This window comes from Thermococcus aggregans (assembly GCF_024022995.1).
Taxonomy (GTDB): domain Archaea; phylum Methanobacteriota_B; class Thermococci; order Thermococcales; family Thermococcaceae; genus Thermococcus_A; species Thermococcus_A aggregans.
Genome location: NZ_CP099582.1, coordinates 1,450,710 through 1,471,001 on the forward strand (window position 1 = coordinate 1,450,710; position 20,292 = coordinate 1,471,001).

The window sequence follows — 20,292 nt, forward strand, 5'->3', positions numbered from 1 at the left end:
TCTAAAACCCGGAACAACCTTTATAAATCCCAGTAAGATATAAATCTACACCTTAATACAGTGGTGAAAACAATGAACGAACTCTTGTATCTCTTGCTTTCCTTTGGGGTTATCATAGGATTCATAAGACTAAAGGTAAATATAGGGGTATCTATCTTCCTAGGTTCGCTTTTGCTCGGAGTTCTCTTTGGATTAAGGCCGGTTGAGTTGTTACGTTCCTTTTACGTCTCATCCACAGAATGGTCAACTATAAGGCTCATTCTGATTATAGCCCTTATAATGGCTTTGACAAGCATCCTTTCCCAGATAGGCTACCTCAAAATGATGGAACAGGCAACAAAAGAGCTGTTCCCAAATGAAAAATATTCTTTAGCTGCGCTTCCAGCATTAATAGGCTTAATGCCAATGCCCGCCGGCGCCTTAGTTTCAGCTCCCATGATAGAGACTGTAGCTGATAAGTTTAACCTTCCTCCCGAGAAGAAGACCATAACTAACTACTGGTTCAGGCATATGTGGGAGCACTCTTGGCCGATGTATCAGGCAATAATAATTGCTTCGGCCATTCTAAGCATATCAGTAAAAGAATTCAGCAGCAAGATGTTCCCCCTAACGGTGCTCATGGCAATTGTTGGCTACCTTTTCTTCCTTAAGCCGATAAAATCTCAAGACAATGAAAGGGGAAATATAAAAGATGGCCTAAAGCTGTTTCTTAAAAGCACGTATCCGATAATTGTAATCATACTCATATCCATTGTTCTCGGATATGATATGGTTTACGGGGCATTCGTTGGCTTTTTATCTGCATTAATACCTCACTTCAAGAAAATAGACAAAAAAGAGGTCTTGAAATATGCCCTACAGCCCAAGATAATATTTCTTCTGATCTCAGTTATGTACTTCAAAAAGCTTCTTGAGGTTACGGGGGCTGTTGAAGCTCTCCCAGCAACTATCTTAGAGCTGAATCTCCCTATAGTACTCGTAATAACTCTAACGCCATTTTTAGTCGGATTGATAACGGGCATAAGCTTTGCTTACGTAGGAATGACGTTTCCCCTATTGGCACCGTTTTTTACGGGCTTTGATAAAATTGCACTTGCCTACTTAAGCGGATATATGGGAATGCTTTTCAGCCCAGTTCATCTATGTTTGGTTTTTTCCGCGGAATATTACAAAGCAGACCTTGGAAAAGTTTACAAAACAATGCTAATTCCCGGATTCGTATTCTTCATTTTAGGAGTCCTTTATGTATCTTTTCTTTAGACACACTACGAAGAAAAGAAGCAAAGTTGTTATATAGAGAAAGAGTTAACATATTAAATGTGAAGCTCATGCACCATACGGTGCTTCTCCTAGGCCAGGTGCTCAGTCTTTCAGCAAAGATAGTGGGGGCTTTAGTCCTCGCTCACGTTTACTTGAAGCATAACAGAAAGCCCGCCCTTTATTGGTCTTTTTCCTGGGCTGCCGCCGCTTCTTCAATATTTGCCGACATAAGTAAGAGCGTATATTTACTCTCGCTGTCAGAAGCCTTCTGGGCGATGTTCCTCTTCTATGGTACGCTCGTCCTTCTGGAGGAGAATGGAATTGCAATTGGAAAACTGCAAGTGCTGTCAGTAGTTCCTATTGTAATAAGCTTGTATGGAACTCTAATAGGTATCTTAGGATATTCTTCTGACTGGTTTACACTTCTCGGTCTGCCCTACGCTGTTTCAGCCCTTTTCATTATTGCCTCTGGATTTATGGTATTATCCCTCAGGGAGTTTTACAACAACAGGGCTCTTTATCTAGGGAGCATTCTCATAATTTCCGGGCTTCATGAGCTCGACTTTCCAGTTTTAAGGCTTGTAGAATGGTTTTCTCCAATAGGGTTTACCCTCGGCTCAGTATTCAGCGTCCTCTCTGTTTACTTTATGATAAAATTTGTCTTTGCGGAAGAGTTCATAAGGGTCGAAAAGCCCCCCATAAAAATAGACCTCAAGCCAGGAGTTATGATAGTCAAACCACAAGAGTACGTTAAAATAAAAGAGAAGCTCAAAAAAGTGCCGGTGCTGGCGTTTATTAGAGATCTACACGTTCCTAAGGCTTGGAATGCGTTCTTCATAACAACCACGGAAAAAAGAAAATCCATATTCCCAACAGATCTTGCAAAAATTCTTGATATAGCAATCAGATACCTGCATGAGGCTAATGAAAAGGGGTTTGAAGGAATAATTGTTATAGACTGTCCTGAATATTTAAAAATGTACAATAATTTTGAGACCCTCGTAAAATTCCTTGCCTCCCTAAAAGATTTCACGGTTTTATATAACGGAGTTCTAATTCTGGTAATTGAGGAGGAGGCATGGGGAAAAAGGGAGCTTGAAATGCTAAAAAGGGTTCTCAGCTGATTCCAAAAATTTATATATGTAATCTTGACTCAATGTCAAATGGTGAAAAGATGAGAATAGATAATATAATTGCCAAGCTGGCATCAGTAGGTGCTGATTTAAGCACAAGAAATGCAATAAAAATGGCACTCTCTCTAATAAGCGAGGACGAGGAGCTCACTGATCAAATCTATGTGGAAATAAAGAATAAAGCGTACAAAGAAGACTTTGCAAAAGTTCCGGTCGAAAAGCGGGCCGTGTTCATCCCTCAGTGTCTAAGGAATGTAAAAGAATGCCCGGCCGAGTTTGGAGAATATGGATGGAAGTGTACAAAATGCGGAAAATGCGCAATAGGCGAGATAATCGAATATGGAGAGAAACTCGGCTATAAGCAGTTCTATATAGTCCCAGGGGGAAGTTTAGTAAAGAAGATACTGAAGGAGAAAGTCCCCAAGGGTGAAATAAAAGCCGCACTGGGGATAGCGTGCTGGCCCGAGCTTGCCGAAGCCGGTGAAAAGCTCTCCATACTGAAAATTCCTCTTCAAGCCGTGCCATTATTGAGGGCCGGGTGCATAAACACCATCGTTGACATAGAAAGGGTTAAGGCAGCTCTGGGAATCGGTCTTAAACAAGAAAACAAAAGTCCAGTATTTTCAACCGACGTAAATCCACAACCAACTCCCTAGCGGTTTTCATTTCTTATCTCATTCCAGATCGCAATCAATATCAACAATGCCCCAAGATAGCCTTTCAAGGTTAAAACTTCCCCAATAGTCAAAAGCGCTGAGATATGCCCAAAAATCGGTTCGGCAGAATAGATAAGTGCTGCTTTGTGGGCTTTTGTTTCTCTCTGATACTTTATTTGGAGTGTAAACGCAACCACTGTCGCGAAAACTCCGGTGTAGAGGATACCAACCCAAGGTGCCACTTCCCTTGGCAGTACAAATCCCTCAAAAATCAGAGCATAAACCGTCGAGAATACAAAATTCCAAAAGATCTGCCAAAAGGCAAGGCTAATATAATCTTTTTCTCCAAACTTCTGAACGAGGACTATTTGAAATGCAAACGAAACTGCACACAGGACTGTCAAAAAATCTCCGTAGTTAAAGCTCAAGCTGGTCCCCGAAATCAAGTAGAGACCAATAAGAGCTACCGCAAGCGATATGACATCTTTGAACTTAAGCCTGTCCTGAAGAATAAAGTATGCTATAAAGGGTGTAAAGACGACGTAGAGCGAAGTAATAAATGCGGAGTTTGAGGCAGTGGTGTATTTAAGCCCTACTATCTGGAATCCATGACCGAAAAAAAGAGTTGCTCCCAAAATAAGCCCTTCAAAGAGTGTTTCCTTTGCTAAGGCTCTCTTCCTGAAAACAAGGAGCATAAGAAGAGAAGCTACTCCGAAACGGTATACCAAGAATAAAATCGGAGGAATATAGTCAAGGCTAACCTTCATTGCCGGAAATGTAAATCCCCAAATGGCAGTGATTCCAAGGAGTATTATTTCAGCGCGGTTCACATTCATAATAGAGTTCGTACCTTTATAAGTTTTTAACCAGATTGCTCAAGTTTTTGCTTTGAGCAGTGCATTATTCATAATTGTTATATAGAGAGCAGTGCAATACTAATTTTAGGTGATAGCATGGGTGAGGAAAATAAGGAAGAGAGGATATGGATTCTGGTAACTCCTGAGAGGTGTAGCGGTTGCAGGTTGTGCGAAGTCACTTGTTCTCTGGAGCACGAGGGAATAATATGGCCAGAAGCTTCGAGAATAAGAGTTTTTGAAATGCTCCCCGGCATTAACATCCCACACACCTGTGTCCAATGTCCCGACTACCCGTGCGTTGAGGCATGTAAATTCGGTGCTCTAAGCGTTGATGAAAAAACCGGCGCGGTGCTTGTGAACGAAGAAAAATGTACCGAGTGCGGGGCATGTGTTCTTGCCTGTCCCGGCAACGTCCCGAGGATTCCAGCCGGCAAGGGTAGTGTAGTCATATGCGACCTCTGTGGAGGAGAGCCAAAGTGTGTCGAGGTCTGCCACGAAGCGGGGCACGATGCGTTAAAACTCGTCAGGGGAGACTACAGACCCATTTTCAGGACGTTCGCCAAAGACCCCCTGGAGAAGAGCTCCGACGTGGCAAAAAAGGTCTTTGGGGAGGAGTTCCTGGGGTGATAGCATGTACGGGTATGCTGGAAAGCTCCTTGATGTTGACCTGACCAGGGAGAAAGTCAGGGAAGTCGAGCTGGACGAGGAAATCTTGAGGAAGTTCTACGGTGGGAGAGGGCTCGGCACCTATATACTCTGGAAGGAGCTGGGGGAGAAGTGGGAAAAGGTTGACCCCCTCGGCGAGGAGAACCTTCTCCTTATCCTCACCGGCCCGCTGACAGGCTACTACCCCGGCATGAAGACCGCTGTAGTGTCAAAGTCTCCAGAGAGCAACGGTGTCGTTGGGAGCGTTTTAAGCAGTGAAGTTGGCCTAGAACTTAAAGCGAGCGGCTACGACGGGATAATCATCAGGGGAAAGGCCAAGAGCCCCGTCTATCTGTTTGTCCACAACGACACCGTTGAGATAAGGGACGCGGGCAAATACTGGGGTATGGGTGGAGTTGAGCTCCACAAGACCCTCCTGAAGGAAGTCCACGAGGAGATAAGGAAGAAGGAGAAGCTGAAGGGCGTTCCCAAGGAGCCCGCGATGATGTACATCGGCAGGGCCGGCGAAAACCAGGTTCGCTACGCCGCGATAATGACAAAGCTCATGCACGCGGCTGGTTACGGAGGCTACGGGGCGGTCATGGGCAGCAAGAACCTAAAGGCTATCCTCGTGAAGGGAAGCAAGTCCCTGCCGGAGGTTCACGACAGGGAGAAAATGAAGTCCCTGCTGGGGGAGTTCTGGAAAGAGCTGTTCTCCATGACGACCTTCAGGGAGTGGGGCACCGGGGCCGGTGGCTACAGTGTTGGCCACGACAGGTCGAGCGAGCCCATAAGGAACTGGCAGGAGGAGTACCACGACGACGAGAAGATCAGCGTTGTCAACTTTGAAAACAAGGCCTGGATAAAGAAGTACTGGGCCGACTACGGCTGTCCTGTAAACTGTATGAAGATTTCATACCTCCGCTATGGCCCGTACAAGGGCTCGATAACAGACGCGCCCGACTACGAGCTCATGGCCTACATGGGCACCAACCTCGGCATATTTGAGCCAGAGAAGATCGTCTACCTCTCCTACCTGGTTGACGAGCTCGGCCTGGACGGCATAAACGCGGGCAACGTCCTTGGCTTTGCCGCGGAACTCTACCAGCGCGGAATCCTTACGGAGGAAGACATAGGCTTCAAGCTCGAATGGGGCGACGAGAAGGCCTTTGCAAAGCTCCTGCACCTCATAGCTGAGAGGAAGGGAATAGGTGAGATACTCGCCGAAGGAACTTACAGGGCTGCGCTGAAGATTTCAGAGATGAAGGGAGTAGATGCTACCAGGTATGCAGTCCACGTAAAGGGCATCGGCGTCGGCGCCCACGGCGTAAGGAGCGAGCTCGACTACACGAGGGACATCAGCTACGCCGTCTCTGTCCAGGGAGGAGACCACACCTCGACAGCCGCCCTTCCGGCGAAGAGCTACGAAGGGGAGATAGTGAACGCGTTCTACGACTCCGCAGTAGTCTGTATGTTCGTTACAAAACCCGGCTTCGAGAAAATCCTTGAGTTCGGAAACGCACTAACAGGCTTTGACCTCACGCCGGAGAAGTGGTTCAACGAGACCGGCCTGAGGATAATTCACCTCCAGAGGATCCTGCTCCTCCTCGGGGGGCCGGACGTCTACTGGGACCCGAGGAAGGACGACGACAACCCGCCGAGGTTCTACGAGCCCCTCCCGAGCGGGCCGGCGAAAGGAAAGGCCCCAAGCATGGAGGACATAAAGGTCAAGGTAAAGCAGTACTACGAGGAGATTGGCTACGACGAAAACGGCATTCCGAAGGAGGAGGTACTGGAGGAGCTCGGGCTTGGAGAGGCGAAGAGGGAAGTCCGGAGAATCAAAAAGCGCCTAAGTCTTTAACCTTTTCTTTTAAACCTCTGGTTTTGGTGGACTTTTTAAGGCTTTACTGCCAAAAATATAACGGTGATGTTATGGTCGAGTACAAAGACATGGTTATAAAAGTTACGGGGGAGAGGCTCTCCCCGACCAAGATGAAGGTTAAAGCCGGAGATTTTGAGATAGTGATGGACAAGCTCGGCGGAGAGGCTCCGAGCCCAATAGACTACGTTCTTGCCGCCCTCGCCGGCTGTATAAACATAGTCGCGACCCTTGTTGCCAAGGACATGGGGATAAACATCGAAGACCTGAGCGTTGAGGTCGAGGGCGTCTTCAACCCGGGAAAGCTCTACGGCAAGGGAGACCAGAGGGCTGGATACAAGGAGATAAGGGCCAAGGTTAAGGTGAAGACCGACGCGGACGAGGAGACCCTCAAGAAGTGGCTTGAACAGGTTGAGGAGCGCTGTCCGGTTAGCGATAATTTGACCAACCCAACTCCAGTAAAGGTTGAATTTGAAAAGTGCTGAAAGTTTTTAAACATTTATTTTTACCCTTTTCTGGTGGGAATAATGTGGCGCGAAAAGCTTAAGCAGGGCTTTCTTGAAAACGAGGAGCTCTTGATTGAGCTTAGCATAGGAGGAGAATGTGAAGAATGGTTCCCGAGCCTAGCTTTATATGATAAGGAGAAAGACGTGTGGTACTATTTTGATACCGACATTCCTCCCGGAGCAACAGAAGAGGAAGCATTAGAGAATGCACTCGAGTTCTTTGAAAAGCTGATTATAGGCTTAGAAAAACCCAAAATAAAGGTCTCACCATCAAAAGAAGCTCCCGAGGAAATATACATAAAGCTAAGGAGATTTCTGGAGGAACTCAAGAATGAAGATAAAGGTTAAGCTCTACGGGGAGCTCGCCCTAAAACACGGTGCAGAGGTCGAAATAGAGATTGAAGGAGAAGCAACCGTTAGAGATGTCCTTAAAATCTTGAGAATAAGCAAGTCGGAGCACCATTTAATTTTGAATGAAAGGAAAGTCTCGAAAGATCATCCAATAAGGGATGGCGATACCTTAAAGGTACTCCCGGTAGTTTATGGAGGGCTATTCTCCCAAGCCCACGTCTTCTCCAAATGTGAGCGTTAGGTAAAGCTCTACAACACCTTTTTCTATATTCTCCAGAATTTTCTCTTCAAGTCTTTCTACTTCCTCCGGAGAAAGGCGTCTCCCTTTCTCCAAGACTTTTATTTCCCAGTTCAACCTGTCAAATACAATCGTTCTCTCCTCAATTACAAGGGGAACGTACCTTATTCTAATCCCATAAAGCTCTTCTGCATAACCCGCTTTACGGTCTATCTCCTCCAGATATGGTTTCAGCTTCTCCATAAAACCACCGCAACTCTTAATACTTACCTCAACTTTAAACCTTTAGGGTGATTAGATGTACCAGAAGTTTGGATACCATTTTCATGCTTATCAGCCGGGAGATATCATCTATATTCACGATGGCTCTGGATGGGACCCTATAAAATATTCGGAACGACTAAGCCCAGTGTCGCTGAAAATAAGAGACATAGAAGTAAAATCCAGAAACTGGACAAGAACCATTATTAAGGCATATGAATACACCAGTGATGCTTTAGGGTCTCTTAAGCCTCGGAGCGTGAGTGTCGATTTCGAGCCGTTCACACTTTACATGATTCTCAGGTACAAGCCAAGGATATATGGAGAAATAGTTGACCTGCTCATGAATAAAGTCGAGCCCGTTCCTACAACGCCTTTCCATCCGATAATGCCCCACCTCAGCACTTTCGAGCAGGAAATCCTTGCGAGAATTTCCTTTGATTTTTATGAACCTTTCATCAAAGATAGGGATGTTGTTGGCTACTGGCTTCCAGAAAACGTCATAACACGGGAAACCGCCAAAATTGTTGCTGAGTCGACTCAAAAGGAAATACTATTTCTCTTGGACGAGAGGCAGTTCGTTGGTCTTCACTTTCCCCAAGCGAAGTTCTCCTGCAACACCTACAAATGCGACGGCAAAATAGTCTATGTCTTCGGAAGGGATCACCAGCTGAGCGATGCTTTTGCATTCAACACCCTTGACGTTGATGGCCTTGTGAGGGCAGTTGTAGAGGGAAGAGTAGACGTCTTCAAGGAGAACTCTGAGATTCCATACTTGGTTTACCTAGCTAGCGACCTGGAGGCTTTATTGAGCAACCCGCAGCAGCTGGATAAGTTCCTAAGCTGGGTCTCAAAGCTTGAAGAGAGGGGAGTTGAAGTAATAAACGCGGTGGACTTCATTAGAAAGAAGAAAACTGGAGAGTTCAAAAAGCTGGAAGGGGAATGCAGTGAACACTTTAGGATAAACATCAAAGATTACTCAAGCTGGAGCGACTATTACGACTTAAGCATTGACGGAAGGACGAGCGACATAAGATGGCTCGGCATGAGAAGAGAGGACGGTAAGGTAGTCAACCGCATCTACAAGGGCAAGAAAGTTTCACAGCTCTGGAAATACGCTTTTACAAAGCTGTTCAGAGAGCTCAACAGGAGTATACGCTTTGGTGTAATTGATCTAATCCATAAATATCTTCCAGAGGCAAGTATCGAGAATATAAAGGAATTTCTAGTAAGATATGCGAGGATATTTTTCAGGGAGCACTACGAATACTTTGAAATGGACACTACAGTCGAGTACGTAATGGAGCCTCTAAAAGACCTCGACCCAACGTTAGCCCTAAAGCTGGGGAGGATATACTACATGATGCTTCTAGCAAACCACTCAGATCCAAGATTCTGGGAAAACATAGACACAAGGGTAACCTTTGGAAACGTCTCTGCAATCAGCAAGGCCCTAATAGAACTCATGAAAGTTTACATCGAAGAGAACATGCACGAAAGAGCCAATTACCTCTTCCTCGAATACATGAAGCTCCTTGCATTCCCTCAGCTCTACTATGATTATGAGCTTTTCAAGATGCCGGGGCTTGAGGGATGGGAGACAACAGAAAAAGCATGGTTTGAGAGCCTGAAGAGTGAGGTTCCAAACTGCGATTACAACGTAGTAACAAGGGCAGCCCTTTACGTTGGAAAAGAGGATCTCCCAGAGGACATAAGAAATGCCTTGGAGGTGCTCTACGACTTCAAAAAAGCGGTTGCAGATACCGGGCATATCTCGGGAGAACTGCACGGAAACTGGGAAAACAAGGAATGGTGCGAACACAGGGCTAAGGTTTAGCCTTTTATATTCCATTTTTCTTTGCTGAGGAACAGGTAAGCTTCTTCTTCAAGTTCTGGAGGAACGAAATTTAACAAAATCTCTGCTTCCTTTATGGGCTCCCTCAGGTTTTTGCCCAGGGCAACTTGATTCTTGGCGAGAAGTTCTTCAATAACGTCCACTATACTTTCCTTGACAGCTTTTTCGGAGTACAGCCTCTTCCCTCTAATCCATACCTTTTGATTCTTTGCGTAGAAATCAAGTGCCCTCTCACTCAAGAATTCCGGACCGGGCTTTAGGAGCACCTTCGTTCTCTCCACTCTGTCAACCTCAAGCATAATGAAGGCTCTCTCAACATAACCCCAGTTTAAATCAAAAACCTCAAAGCCCTCCCTTTTCAGGCTTTTTTCAAATCCCTTCGCACTTCTCTCAAGCTGGGGGAGGAGTATGTCATCTATAAGCTCAGGCTTTGGAAAGATAAGGGTAACCAGATGTGTGCCTTTTTTCTTGAGTATCTCCTTATAATCGCCAGTCTCTTTTTTAGGTGGAAAGAAAAACTCAAGTCGGGGCTTTTCTCGGAATTCCCTTGCTTTGAAATAAAACACCCCGAACTTCTCCCAGCTTAGTGCAGATGCAACGTTTCTTCTTGGATCAACTGGGTCTATGACTATTAGGGGGCTCTCTTTTTCTCTCTCCACGGTTTTATAGGCTATTTCGGGCTCTTTCCTCAGCCATCCCTCAAGGTCTATTATCTTGCTCTTTCCCAAGAACTCAACGTTCTCAAGCAAGTTCATAAAGGAGCCGTATTTTATTATCAAGAGCTCTGTTAAGTAACCGGAAAAGCCCCTCACATAGACCTCACTGCCGTATGCCTTTATCCCCTTCAAGAATCTTTTGAGAAGCCTTACCTCGTCGTTTCTCCCATTTATGTTTTTTATAACCCACTCGGTGTGGAGGAGGGATCTGTCCACTGCAGTCTTGACATCTTTCCAGCTTTTTACGTTATAGCACGGCACGATATCAACTTCAAAGCCTTTGTAAGTGGATCTCACGTACGGGTGCTCAGCATAAGCCACCTCATAGTGCCCAAGCCTCTCGCCAATGCTCTTTCCGAGTTCTAAACCGGTTTTTCTTAGCTCTTCGAGAGAGGTTTCAAGAGGAAATGCTAAAAAGAGGTCAACATCGTGGTCTCCCGCTAAATAGGTATCCTTCGCTATTGAACCCACGAGGCGCGGAGTTGCACTTACGCCTTTTTTCTCTATCTCCTCCTCCGCTATTCCAACTATTTCTTTTGTTACGGCATTAACTATTGCCCTTTCCTTTTCAGAGGGCTTTATTTTTTCCAAGACTTCCTTTAACAGCTCCATCAATGCTTCACCTAATCCGCAAGCTCAAATCTGGCAAGGGTTTCGTAGATGGGCCCTTTTGGCGTCAAGGTGCTCTTCTTAAGCTCTATTGCGCTTACCTCAAACTCACCAAACTCCTCGTTAGAAAGCTCCTTCAGAGCCATCATAAGCTCAACCTTATCCTTCACAAACTTTACCCTTCCAAGTGTGATGTGGGAAACAAAGTCTTTTTCTCGCTTAAAACCGAGTTTGAAAAGTGCGTTGTCTATTTCCTTTGCCATCTTCCTTATTTCCTCATCGTTCTCTATTCCAGCCCAGATTACCCTGACATAGTTATAATCCGGGAACACTCCTATTCCCCTAACTTTCACACTGCGCTTCTTGTGCTTTTTAGCTATTGATTCAAGAATTCGTTTGATCTCTTCCGCCTGCTCCTCCGTTATCTCTCCCAGAAATTTCAGAGTAAGGTGGAGGTTTTCTGGCTCGACGAATTTGATTTTTGCTGATTTAGTTTTCTCTATTTTCTCTTGAGCTTCTAAGAGCTTTTGTCTGACGTTATCATTAATATCGATAGCTATAAACGCCCTCATTCTCTAACCACCACTGGGAATTCTTCCCATGGGAAGACTATCCATTTGTCAGTTCTGAAGACGTAAAAGTCCGGGACGACAGAAGTCCATGGCTTCATTGCAAGGCAAGCAACTTTGATCTCCTTTGCGCCTTTTTTCTTTACTTCATCAATAACAACCTGGAGAGTCCTTCCCGTATCGCTGACATCGTCTACTATAACGACTTTCTTCCCCTTTAGGTCTCCGTGGAGCGGGATTGTTATCACTGGCTTTTCTCCTCTCTCGCCAATGTCTTTGTAAAACTTCACGTCAATTACCTTGAATTCAACATCCCCCAAAATGTGGCTGAGCCTTACTCCTGGAATGAGCCCTCCTCTTGATATCCCAACGATGACGTCTGGTTTGTATTCCCTTAAACTGTCAGCCAGTGAGAAGATCGCCCTGTCAACCTGCCACCATGTTAGATAAACCTTGTCCATTCTCTCACCCTCTTTTTCAATTCTTTTGAAGTCTTATTGGAACTTGGGTTTTTAAACTCTAACCTTCTACTCTACCATGTACAACTTTCAATTCTTCTAAAGTCTTATTGGAACTTGCCCGAATGGAAGCCATGGCAAACGGCTTTAATTACTTTCAATTCTTCTAAAGTCTTATTGGAACTTGAAGAAAGAAGGAGGGAAACAATTGCAAAGTATGCACTCTTTCAATTCTTCTAAAGTCTTATTGGAACACGCGGTCGTGGTCGTAGCTGTATCCGACGGTATATATCTTTCAATTCTTCTAAAGTCTTATTGGAACAAATTCAATTGTGATGGGCTTGCTTTTGTTGTCCATGCTTTCAATTCTTCTAAAGTCTTATTGGAACTTGGGACAATTTTGCAAGCATTTCATCCGTTATTGTGCCTTTTTCTTTCAATTCTTCTAAAGTCTTATTGGAACAATGCCAAACCTTGCGTTATTAGTTTTTTCATCGGTTCTTTCAATTCTTCTAAAGTCTTATTGGAACGAGCCTGAATCTGAACTGAAACATATGGCATTCCTCTCTTTCAATTCTTCTAAAGTCTTATTGGAACGTGGTGGCCAGTGAACTTTAAGTCAGTAAAATTATACGCTTTCAATTCTTCTAAAGTCTTATTGGAACGCGTTTATAGCAAAAGACCTTCTGCAAAAAGAAGACGCTTTCAATTCTTCTAAAGTCTTATTGGAACGGTGGCCTTACAGACAAAAGATCGACATAACAAGCACGCCTTTCAATTCTTCTAAAGTCTTATTGGAACACAGCATGGACGGATGGCACTTGGTGGAAAAATTCAGCTTTCAATTCTTCTAAAGTCTTATTGGAACCAGGAGCCAGCGGTGGAGTTTGGGGCGGAAGAAGAGGCCTTTCAATTCTTCTAAAGTCTTATTGGAACTTATTACTGCTTTTGCTTTGTAAAATGCATCTGTAACTTTCAATTCTTCTAAAGTCTTATTGGAACTGATTAAAAAGGAGGCTTAGAGATGTATGCATATGGAATAAAAAACTTTCAATTCTTCTAAAGTCTTATTGGAACACATATAAATCGTCGTCTCTCCATTCGCTGAAATTGAGCTTTCAATTCTTCTAAAGTCTTATTGGAACACGCCAGAATTAGAGAAGCGCCTTCTCCCCATTATGTTCTTTCAATTCTTCTAAAGTCTTATTGGAACCCATTCTTTTCTCAGCCTCTTCTTGGGCAATCTTTTCAGCTTTCAATTCTTCTAAAGTCTTATTGGAACTAAATGGTTTTAACACGGTTAAATCGGCTATAACAAGCTTTCAATTCTTCTAAAGTCTTATTGGAACGTTGATAAGGCACTCCCATATGTAACGAAAAGAGGCACTTTCAATTCTTCTAAAGTCTTATTGGAACCAGTTTCTGCAGTATCCGTTCCAGAACCTTCTAATTGCTTTCAATTCTTCTAAAGTCTTATTGGAACAGTGGGATTCTTAGGCCTTATTAAAGATGCTTTCGTACTTTCAATTCTTCTAAAGTCTTATTGGAACAAGAGGAAGTAGAACCATTTTCTAAGCGTGGCGACATTCTTTCAATTCTTCTAAAGTCTTATTGGAACTCGGCAACGAGGAAGTTTAAACTTCCGCTTATAAAAGCTTTCAATTCTTCTAAAGTCTTATTGGAACACGACGGAGAGGGAAAAGTACCCATCGCCATCGCCGCTTTCAATTCTTCTAAAGTCTTATTGGAACAAGCTTTTTCCACGTATTTCTTAAGAAGTCGTAGCTAATCTTTCAATTCTTCTAAAGTCTTATTGGAACGATGAGAATGGGGAACGTGCACATAATTAGACCACTGCTTTCAATTCTTCTAAAGTCTTATTGGAACAATTCAAAGGATATTGCGACTCTTTGTCAGATAGTAACTTTCAATTCTTCTAAAGTCTTATTGGAACAGGGGGGCGATTTTCTCCTAAATCGGCTGTAAAGTAATTAGAGAGTTTGAATCTTATAAACTTTTTCTCGAAGGGTGAATAAATCAGCTCTCACAAGCCTCGAATCCAAGCTCTAAGAAGAGACTTTGGAATGTTTACTAACTTGAAACCCTCCCGTTCTACTCGTGTACAACTTTGCTCATGAGGCTTCCAGAGCGAAAGCAAAAGCCCAAATCAAAAATAAAACCATAAAAACGAGTTAAAAACAAGAAGATTCAATTTTCACGAGGAAGAATTATGAAAGATGCCACAAGCTTGCCTCGTTCAAAACTCCGAAAAAATTTCGTCACAAAACTCCCAAAATCTTATAACCCCTCGTTTGATAATAACTTCTGGTTACTAAAGACTTCCAAATCCCTCTCAAGCATTTAAATCCAAAAATAACTTCCCAAAAATAACCAAAATCAAAAAACAAAAACCTAAACGTGATAGCACTCCAAAAAACATAAAAGAGAGTATGTTTTAAATAACCACTGGTGGTATTATGTACGTGATTATCGTTTACGATGTTGCCGTTGAGAGAGTAAACAAAGTCAAAAAGTTTCTAAGACAATACCTCCACTGGGTTCAGAACAGCGTTTTTGAGGGTGAAATAACGTTAGCTGAGTTTGAGCGCATAAAAGCAGGTCTTACGGATATCATCAATGAGGATGAAGATTCTATTCTCATTTACAAGCTCCGCTCAATGCCAAAAAGGGAAAGCCTGGGAGTGGAAAAGAACCCGATTGAGGATATTATCTAAAACCACGCCACAAATTTTCAATTCTTTTGAAGTCTTATTGTAGCTCAATCATTCCAAATCCGTGTGTATTCCTAACCCCAACGCCCAATTGGTACCCAACATTTAGGAGATCCTCATCTCCATAGAGCTTCAATCCAAGATGCCATGCTATTGCCCATATTGGTTTTCCTGTTTTCTTGTCTCTATCTGCTATTAACCTTTTCTCTTTTAGTCTTGGTTTGTCTAGGATTTCAATATCGAAGCTTCCTTCATATGTTTCTCCATGTAGCATTAGATACTTAGAGCGCAGATTTTCGAAGAGCAAGTGTTTCCACACGAGTGGCTCGTTCTTGTAAGGACTGTTTTTGCTCTGAAAGGGGGAAACATCCCACTGATGTTTTCCGTTCGGAGGATTGTTGTCTATAATACTTATCGGCGAGAGTGTCTTAAGAGGCTTTCCTGAGAGAGAATTCGGTTCTTTTAGGAGCTTAATTTCTTCGACACAAAAGGACACGCCAAACAACTTCACTTCCTCAAGCTGACTTATTCCCTCAGCAAAAGCATTTGCTATTGCTAATTCGGCAGTAGAGAAGTATAGCTTGAACTTTTTGGAATTCACGAGGATTCCTCTGTTCGTTACGGTCCAGTCTCTGCCCCTCTTTCCAACAGCCCTTGGCTCAGAAAGAACGAACTTAATATCCTTTTTGACATTGTGCACCCTCCATGCGATGTGTAAATCTGACGTCTCTATCGCCTTAAGTGCAAAGCCGTAGAGCGATCGAGGGTAATTGAAGGGAAGAATGAAGGATCTATCACAGGCAAGAATCAGCTTAAACCTCAGTGCAATCACCTCCATAGAGCTTAAGGTAGAACAGTCCTCCTTCTGTTATTTCATATCTGACAACCTGAGTAATCGCTCTCACCGGATGAACAAGGTTGTAGCTCATCATTCTTTGAAGTTCCCTGCTCACAGTTGCAGGAGACATACCTATCTCTTCGGCAGTCTTTCTGACGCTCTTACCTTTGTAGAGGGCGCAGAGAATTCTGACCCACCTGATGTCAGCAGGTGCTAAAATCGGTGTTAAGTCAAAAGAAATAAAGCCAGCCAGATTTTCGAAGTCACTCTCCACCCTTACTGAAACATCTTGAAGAGAGGAAAGTGCTGCTAGCGTTGTAACTGTTAGAGCTCTCATGCCTCCAGAAAGAACGGCAAGAATCTCTCTGTCGGGTGTAATGTGCCTCAACACTTCTTCCCTTATCGTTAGCACCATATCCTCACCACTTCCTAAGGGAACCTCAACGATGGTGATACTGTCTTCTGAAGTGAGGCTTTTTAGAAGCCCTCGGAGGTTTTTAAGGGCAGTTATTGTTCTTTCTTCTTTTTCATAACCCTCGGGCAATACCGCGAGCAGCTTGTCTTCCTTTTTTAGCTTGTTTCTTATCAGAGCCCTTACTATGAATTTCTCATCAAAGCCGAGTGGAAAGACCACGAGCATTAAACCACCCCATAAAGCTTAGATGACTCTAAAATTTCCTTTCCGAGATAAGTTCCTTTTCCTAAACGGTTTTTTGAAGCCGAAAAGTTATCTGCTACGACTACAGGAAGTAGAATTGCGTAGACAGATCTCAATTTATTCCTAAACGTCTCGGTGAGCTCTTCAGTGCTTGTGGCAGAGATTGTTTCTGGAACTTCTAAGCCGGTTAGTTTTTTGAATAATTTTCTACATTCTGGACATAGCTTTAGGCGTTTTTTCTGAGGAATGCCGTCTCGTATCCAATCATGGTGGTGGAGAAGTATCGCTGTAGATGCCACAATTCCTGCTTTGCCCCAATCTTTCAGTATCTCTCTAGCTATGAGGGCAGAGTAGTACTCGTGATACTTGAATCCTTGCTTCCTTTTTTGAAACTCTCCCAGTCCCTTTCCAACGTCGTGGAAAATGTAAGCTAAGCGAAGCAACTCATCAGCCTTTTCCTTCTGAAGACCAAGAAGTTTTCCAAGGAATGCTCCATAGTTCCTCGCTATATACCTCTTTTCAATGAGTTCAAGCCCCGTCATTATGTGCTCCTCCATGGTCTCAATGCACTCACCTGTTTCTTTGTCAAAAAACGCACAGCACGTCATGCCAGCCCACACTCCCAGTCATATTCCCTCTTGAGAACAACTTTAACAGGCTTCCCAAGAGCAACGTACTTGGCGAGTTCGTAGGTGTCGTTTTTGTTCGCAGGAATCCAAGGAACATTCTCTCTCAAAACCTTAACCTCTCCGTTCTTCCACAGCTTCCACAGAAATTCTGGGCTTACAAGGACAACATCATTCCCAACCTCAACAGGAATCAGGAAGTCTCTTAGCAGAGGCTCACCTCTCCTTATCCGCACCTCAATCCATTTTAGTACATGAATGGAGCGCTCTGCCGGGTTGGTAAGCTTGGAAACTAAGGTTCCAATAAATGCTCTGTTTACTTTAAGAACCTCAACTTTTTTCCTGCCGTGAACGGCATCGACTATCTCCTGATACGTCCATGGCAGGCGGGGATGGAAGTTTTCTGCTTTGTCGAGGAGTGATATTGTTTTCTGAACTTTCTCTACATCATACGGTCCATCAGCATCTCTGATTACCACAATTTTTCCCTTGCCCTCTTCATATCTTGCAACCCTACCGAAGCGCTGGAGGAGTGAATTCATTGGAGCTGCGTCAGTTATCATAACGTCAGCTGAGACATCCACACCAGCCTCTACAACTTGCGTCGCTATTATCAAAAACTTCTCCTCGTTCTTCCACTTTCTGAGCCTCTCTATGAGCTGCCTTTTGTGCTCTGCGGTCATTCTGCCATGAATCAGCATGATATTTCCAAATCTCAAGCTCTTAGCATTCTTGTATATCTGCACAGCTCTCCTCACGGTATTCACTATGATCAGATTCCTCCTTCCACGTCCCACGAAGTCAAGTGGATTTCCAGTCTCTATTGAAATTTCAAACTCCTTGGAAAGCTCTCTCCTTGCGAAAGGGTCGTTTTCATTGAGCTCAAAAACATCAAAGTCATAGCCACTATTCCTAGCGTATTCTTGGAAGAGCTCCCTGTAGCCGTTAGAGAGGGTTGCTGTCATAAGTATTATCGGGACTTTCTCCTTTGTGAGAAACCTCAAAACAGCTAGAAAAACCTCCTTCATTCGCCTGTCTTCAAGGAGAAAATGTGCCTCATCAAAGATAACGATAGAGGTGAGAATCGACGCTTGGGTAAGGTAATCATAGCCGAACTCCTTCCCAGCTTTTATCAGGCTGTAGCGCTTGGTGTTCAGCTTGAGAATATCCCATGTAAACGTGTCAGCTGTGGTTACATTGAGCGGAAAGAGGTGCATGAACTCCTCGCTTGAGCCCATCATCTTTGTCTTTGAAAACCCAAGTGCTTCTTTGGCAGTCATATCAATGTCCTCAACGATGGCACGCATGGGCAGGACGTGGACGACGCGGTCGTAGAGGGAGGCATCTCTAAGGGAGTGGAGAGCTAAGGTGTAGCTTATCGTGGTTTTCCCATAGCCTGTTGGAGCCCTTACAAGGAAAAAAGGAAGCTCCGAGGAATCTAAGGCTTTAATGACTTCCTCTATGAGTGGTCTCGGCTCAGGTTTGAAGTCTTTTAGCTCTGCGAGCTTTTTCACAACTTCTTTATATGCAGATATCATAGCAAAGCCTCCATGTGTGCTTCGCTCATAAAAGCTCTCAGCGTCTTTACAAGCAATCCACTGGCTTTTGCGCTTCCCTCTATCAGCGCCCTTCCCTGCCTGAAGAGTCTGAAAATTGAGTCTTGTAGGAGTTCCCTGTTACCGGAGTTTATAGCCCTGTACAAATCCTTCACGAAAATGTATGCTAGCATCTGGTTGTCACCTGAAACACCCTTCCTAAGCTCTGTTTCTGCTATGTCAACGAGAACCCACAGAGGATAGAAGTTGCCGTCATCGGTTTCCACCATTATGTTTATACCCCTGATTGATAGGTTCTCAACTTTTTTCACATATTTACTCAGGTATCCTTGAAGCTCTCTGAGGTCGAGTTGCACTGTTTTAAGCTCGGTGTAGACATTGCCTTCAAGGCTTATCAGATGTAGGGTCAGGGGATAAGTCTCTTCAGAGACGCTCTTTCCTTCCTCGGCGAGCTTCATTGTCAGGCGGAGTTCATAAAGCTCCTCTGAGTCTATTCTTGCCCCAGACTTCATGTTGGCATCAGTTAAGAGGAGAACTCCATCAAGAACATTGCCTACGTCAGGGAAAAGGGTCTCCATTCCGGGCTTTGTCATCAGGTAGTATCTCCTGCCAATGTAGCCTGCGAAGGCCGTGAGGAAGCCGACCGCTATCAGCGAGAGCCAAACTGGGTCGAGGTTCACCATTGCCCTAGTTCCCGCTGTTGGCTTCAAAAATTCAGTCTGAAACTCGTAGAACTCCGGCTGCTTTACAACGGCTGGCATTATGGCGTAGGTTCCATTGAAGGGAACACCAAGGTTAATGCCTTTTTTGTCCACGGAGAAGAATGTTAAGGCTTTCTCGACGTCGAGCTTTCCTGCTTTAATAAGCTTCACAGTCTCCTCGACTACTATACCGAAGAACTCTGTGTAAGTGTTCGGCGCCGAACGTCCAAACCAAGCTCTGAGAACCTTCTCGTAAGATGCTCTGTCGTTGCGTCCCATCTTGGAGGAGTTCACTGTAGCTCTATTGCTCAGGGTCTCCATAGCGTTTTCCAGTGCAAGAGCAAAGTCTTCATTCGAAACCTCAGTCCCTACTTGGTCAACTACCCAACCCAGTCCAAGCAGAGCAAGCTCCCTGCTGAGACCGCTTAAAGGAAACTCCTTAATCACTTTGAGAATCATAGCACCACCTCCTCCCCTACATCTATCACCCTAAGCCTTCCTTCGACCTTAACCTTGCCTTCGGGATAGAACATCACCATGATTCTTGCCTTTGAGTAGTTCCCTATGCCTTCCTTCCAGTCTATGACACCCTGAACAACACCATTTCCTTGAACCTTCTTACCAGTCAAAGGAAAGGCGTAGGCCGTTTCTGCTATCTCTTTCTCCATGATTCTGCCCTTTCCCAGCTCGACGCTCTCAACACTGATTACAGACTCCCTCGAACCGATCCTGCTTATCCCCCATGCGGCTCTCTCGAAGTCCTTCACTGAGAATTCCGATGCCCTGATGAGGTCATCGTTAAGGAGATAGAGCAACGTTAAGGTGTAGTCGCTTTCACCATACATCACCGCCATCGGAAACGAGGTTACAGCACTTTCAACGCTTCCCCTGTGAAGACGGTTTATCTTCAGTATCGAGCCGTAGACCCTTGGCTTTCCAGAAACTTTCAGCGTTGTCCACTCTATGAGAGGTCTTATCCTGTCAGCAGAGCTACGTGCATTTCTCTTCGGTTCGAGCGTTTCCGTTCTGTCTCCAGCTATGTGGAGCAACGGATACGCCAATGCTCCAATCAGCGTACTTGGCGGCGGATAGCGGAAGGCGTTGCGCATCTTGCTCTGAGGGAGTGAACGGAGCGCTATTATTCCAGCGGGCCTCACCTCCACCTTTAAAAAGGAAATCAAAGAAATC

At 44.4% G+C, this 20,292-nt stretch carries 21 protein-coding genes and 1 CRISPR repeat array; of the genes, 10 read left to right on the plus strand and 11 right to left on the minus strand.

Going from position 1 to position 20,292, the window contains the following annotated elements:
• The first annotated feature begins 72 nt into the window (after nt 1-72).
• The 3 genes from NF865_RS07925 to NF865_RS07935 all read left to right on the plus strand — a co-directional run bounded on the left by NF865_RS07925 (nt 73) and on the right by NF865_RS07935 (nt 3,049).
• Nucleotides 73-1,260, plus strand: a complete 1,188-nt coding sequence (locus NF865_RS07925) for a TIGR00529 family membrane protein (RefSeq protein WP_253304206.1) — start codon at nt 73-75, stop codon at nt 1,258-1,260.
• Between the two features lie 68 nt (nt 1,261-1,328).
• Entirely contained in the window at nt 1,329-2,384 is a 1,056-nt protein-coding gene (locus NF865_RS07930; RefSeq protein ID WP_253305625.1) for a DUF835 domain-containing protein, read from the plus strand.
• A gap of 50 nt (nt 2,385-2,434) precedes the next feature.
• The gene (locus NF865_RS07935) at nt 2,435-3,049 is read left to right on the plus strand and encodes a DUF116 domain-containing protein (RefSeq protein ID WP_253304207.1); all 615 of its coding nucleotides are present in this window, start codon (nt 2,435-2,437) and stop codon (nt 3,047-3,049) included.
• Here NF865_RS07935 and NF865_RS07940 read toward each other — a convergent pair.
• Nucleotides 3,046-3,879 (minus strand): DMT family transporter, encoded by an 834-nt coding sequence (locus tag NF865_RS07940; protein ID WP_253304208.1) that lies wholly within the window; start codon nt 3,877-3,879, stop codon nt 3,046-3,048. The genes NF865_RS07935 and NF865_RS07940 overlap by 4 nt on opposite strands.
• A 123-nt stretch (nt 3,880-4,002) precedes the next feature.
• On the opposite strand from NF865_RS07940, the gene NF865_RS07945 reads away from it, so the two are divergent.
• The 5 genes from NF865_RS07945 to NF865_RS07965 all read left to right on the plus strand — a co-directional run bounded on the left by NF865_RS07945 (nt 4,003) and on the right by NF865_RS07965 (nt 7,528).
• Nucleotides 4,003-4,533 (plus strand): aliphatic sulfonate oxidoreductase polyferredoxin-like subunit, encoded by a 531-nt coding sequence (locus NF865_RS07945; RefSeq protein ID WP_253304209.1) that lies wholly within the window; start codon nt 4,003-4,005, stop codon nt 4,531-4,533.
• A 4-nt stretch (nt 4,534-4,537) separates the two neighbouring features.
• Nucleotides 4,538-6,412, plus strand: coding sequence for an aliphatic sulfonate oxidoreductase WOR-like subunit (locus NF865_RS07950; RefSeq protein WP_253304210.1), 1,875 nt, complete (start codon nt 4,538-4,540; stop codon nt 6,410-6,412).
• 71 nt (nt 6,413-6,483) lie between these two features.
• Nucleotides 6,484-6,915, plus strand: coding sequence for an OsmC family protein (locus NF865_RS07955; protein WP_253305626.1), 432 nt, complete (start codon nt 6,484-6,486; stop codon nt 6,913-6,915).
• 42 nt (nt 6,916-6,957) lie between these two features.
• Nucleotides 6,958-7,284 (plus strand): hypothetical protein, encoded by a 327-nt coding sequence (locus tag NF865_RS07960; protein ID WP_253305627.1) that lies wholly within the window; start codon nt 6,958-6,960, stop codon nt 7,282-7,284.
• Nucleotides 7,268-7,528 (plus strand): MoaD/ThiS family protein, encoded by a 261-nt coding sequence (locus NF865_RS07965; RefSeq protein WP_253304211.1) that lies wholly within the window; start codon nt 7,268-7,270, stop codon nt 7,526-7,528. The genes NF865_RS07960 and NF865_RS07965 overlap by 17 nt, the downstream gene beginning before the upstream one ends.
• Here the strand turns inward: NF865_RS07965 and NF865_RS07970 are convergent.
• Nucleotides 7,487-7,768 carry a hypothetical protein gene (locus NF865_RS07970; protein WP_253304212.1) on the minus strand — a complete coding sequence of 94 codons (282 nt, stop codon included), beginning with the start codon at nt 7,766-7,768 and terminating at the stop codon, nt 7,487-7,489. The genes NF865_RS07965 and NF865_RS07970 overlap by 42 nt on opposite strands.
• A 55-nt stretch (nt 7,769-7,823) precedes the next feature.
• On the opposite strand from NF865_RS07970, the gene NF865_RS07975 reads away from it, so the two are divergent.
• On the plus strand, nt 7,824-9,623 hold the full coding sequence (locus NF865_RS07975) for a polysaccharide deacetylase family protein (RefSeq protein WP_253304213.1): 1,800 nt from the start codon (nt 7,824-7,826) through the stop codon (nt 9,621-9,623).
• Here NF865_RS07975 and cca read toward each other — a convergent pair.
• The 3 genes from cca to NF865_RS07990 are packed head-to-tail and all read right to left on the minus strand — an operon-like array spanning nt 9,620 to nt 11,996.
• Nucleotides 9,620-10,969: a CCA tRNA nucleotidyltransferase gene (gene cca / locus NF865_RS07980; RefSeq protein ID WP_253304214.1), complete on the minus strand. Its 1,350-nt coding sequence runs from the start codon at nt 10,967-10,969 to the stop codon at nt 9,620-9,622. The genes NF865_RS07975 and cca overlap by 4 nt on opposite strands.
• 11 nt (nt 10,970-10,980) lie before the next feature.
• Nucleotides 10,981-11,538: an RNA 2',3'-cyclic phosphodiesterase gene (thpR, locus tag NF865_RS07985; RefSeq protein ID WP_253304215.1), complete on the minus strand. Its 558-nt coding sequence runs from the start codon at nt 11,536-11,538 to the stop codon at nt 10,981-10,983.
• The gene (locus tag NF865_RS07990) at nt 11,535-11,996 is read right to left on the minus strand and encodes a phosphoribosyltransferase (RefSeq protein WP_253304216.1); all 462 of its coding nucleotides are present in this window, start codon (nt 11,994-11,996) and stop codon (nt 11,535-11,537) included. Before NF865_RS07990 ends, thpR begins: the two co-directional genes overlap by 4 nt.
• Before the next feature lie 13 nt (nt 11,997-12,009).
• Nucleotides 12,010-13,947: direct repeats of the CRISPR family, unit length 30 nt; unit sequence CTTTCAATTCTTCTAAAGTCTTATTGGAAC.
• Between the two features lie 523 nt (nt 13,948-14,470).
• Between NF865_RS07990 and cas2 the strand changes: the two genes are divergently transcribed.
• The gene (gene cas2, locus NF865_RS07995; protein ID WP_253304217.1) at nt 14,471-14,728 is read left to right on the plus strand and encodes a CRISPR-associated endonuclease Cas2; all 258 of its coding nucleotides are present in this window, start codon (nt 14,471-14,473) and stop codon (nt 14,726-14,728) included.
• Nucleotides 14,729-14,762: 34 nt separating this feature from the next.
• On the opposite strand, the gene cas6 is transcribed toward cas2, so the two are convergent.
• The 6 genes from cas6 to cas5a are packed head-to-tail and all read right to left on the minus strand — an operon-like array spanning nt 14,763 to nt 20,165.
• A complete protein-coding gene (gene cas6 / locus NF865_RS08000; RefSeq protein ID WP_253304218.1) occupies nt 14,763-15,563 on the minus strand; it encodes a CRISPR-associated endoribonuclease Cas6 in 801 nt (266 codons plus the stop codon).
• The gene (csa3, locus tag NF865_RS08005; protein WP_253304219.1) at nt 15,538-16,203 is read right to left on the minus strand and encodes a CRISPR-associated CARF protein Csa3; all 666 of its coding nucleotides are present in this window, start codon (nt 16,201-16,203) and stop codon (nt 15,538-15,540) included. Before csa3 ends, cas6 begins: the two co-directional genes overlap by 26 nt.
• Nucleotides 16,203-16,829 carry a CRISPR-associated endonuclease Cas3'' gene (locus NF865_RS08010; RefSeq protein WP_253304220.1) on the minus strand — a complete coding sequence of 209 codons (627 nt, stop codon included), beginning with the start codon at nt 16,827-16,829 and terminating at the stop codon, nt 16,203-16,205. Before NF865_RS08010 ends, csa3 begins: the two co-directional genes overlap by 1 nt.
• On the minus strand, nt 16,826-18,385 hold the full coding sequence (gene cas3 / locus NF865_RS08015; RefSeq protein ID WP_253304221.1) for a CRISPR-associated helicase Cas3': 1,560 nt from the start codon (nt 18,383-18,385) through the stop codon (nt 16,826-16,828). The genes NF865_RS08010 and cas3 overlap by 4 nt, the downstream gene beginning before the upstream one ends.
• Complete coding sequence (gene cas8a2 / locus NF865_RS08020; protein WP_253304222.1) at nt 18,382-19,563, minus strand: type I-A CRISPR-associated protein Cas8a2/Csx9; 1,182 nt, start codon at nt 19,561-19,563, stop codon at nt 18,382-18,384. Before cas8a2 ends, cas3 begins: the two co-directional genes overlap by 4 nt.
• A complete protein-coding gene (cas5a, locus tag NF865_RS08025) occupies nt 19,560-20,165 on the minus strand; it encodes a type I-A CRISPR-associated protein Cas5a (protein WP_253304223.1) in 606 nt (201 codons plus the stop codon). Before cas5a ends, cas8a2 begins: the two co-directional genes overlap by 4 nt.
• Nucleotides 20,166-20,292: the final 127 nt, after the last annotated feature.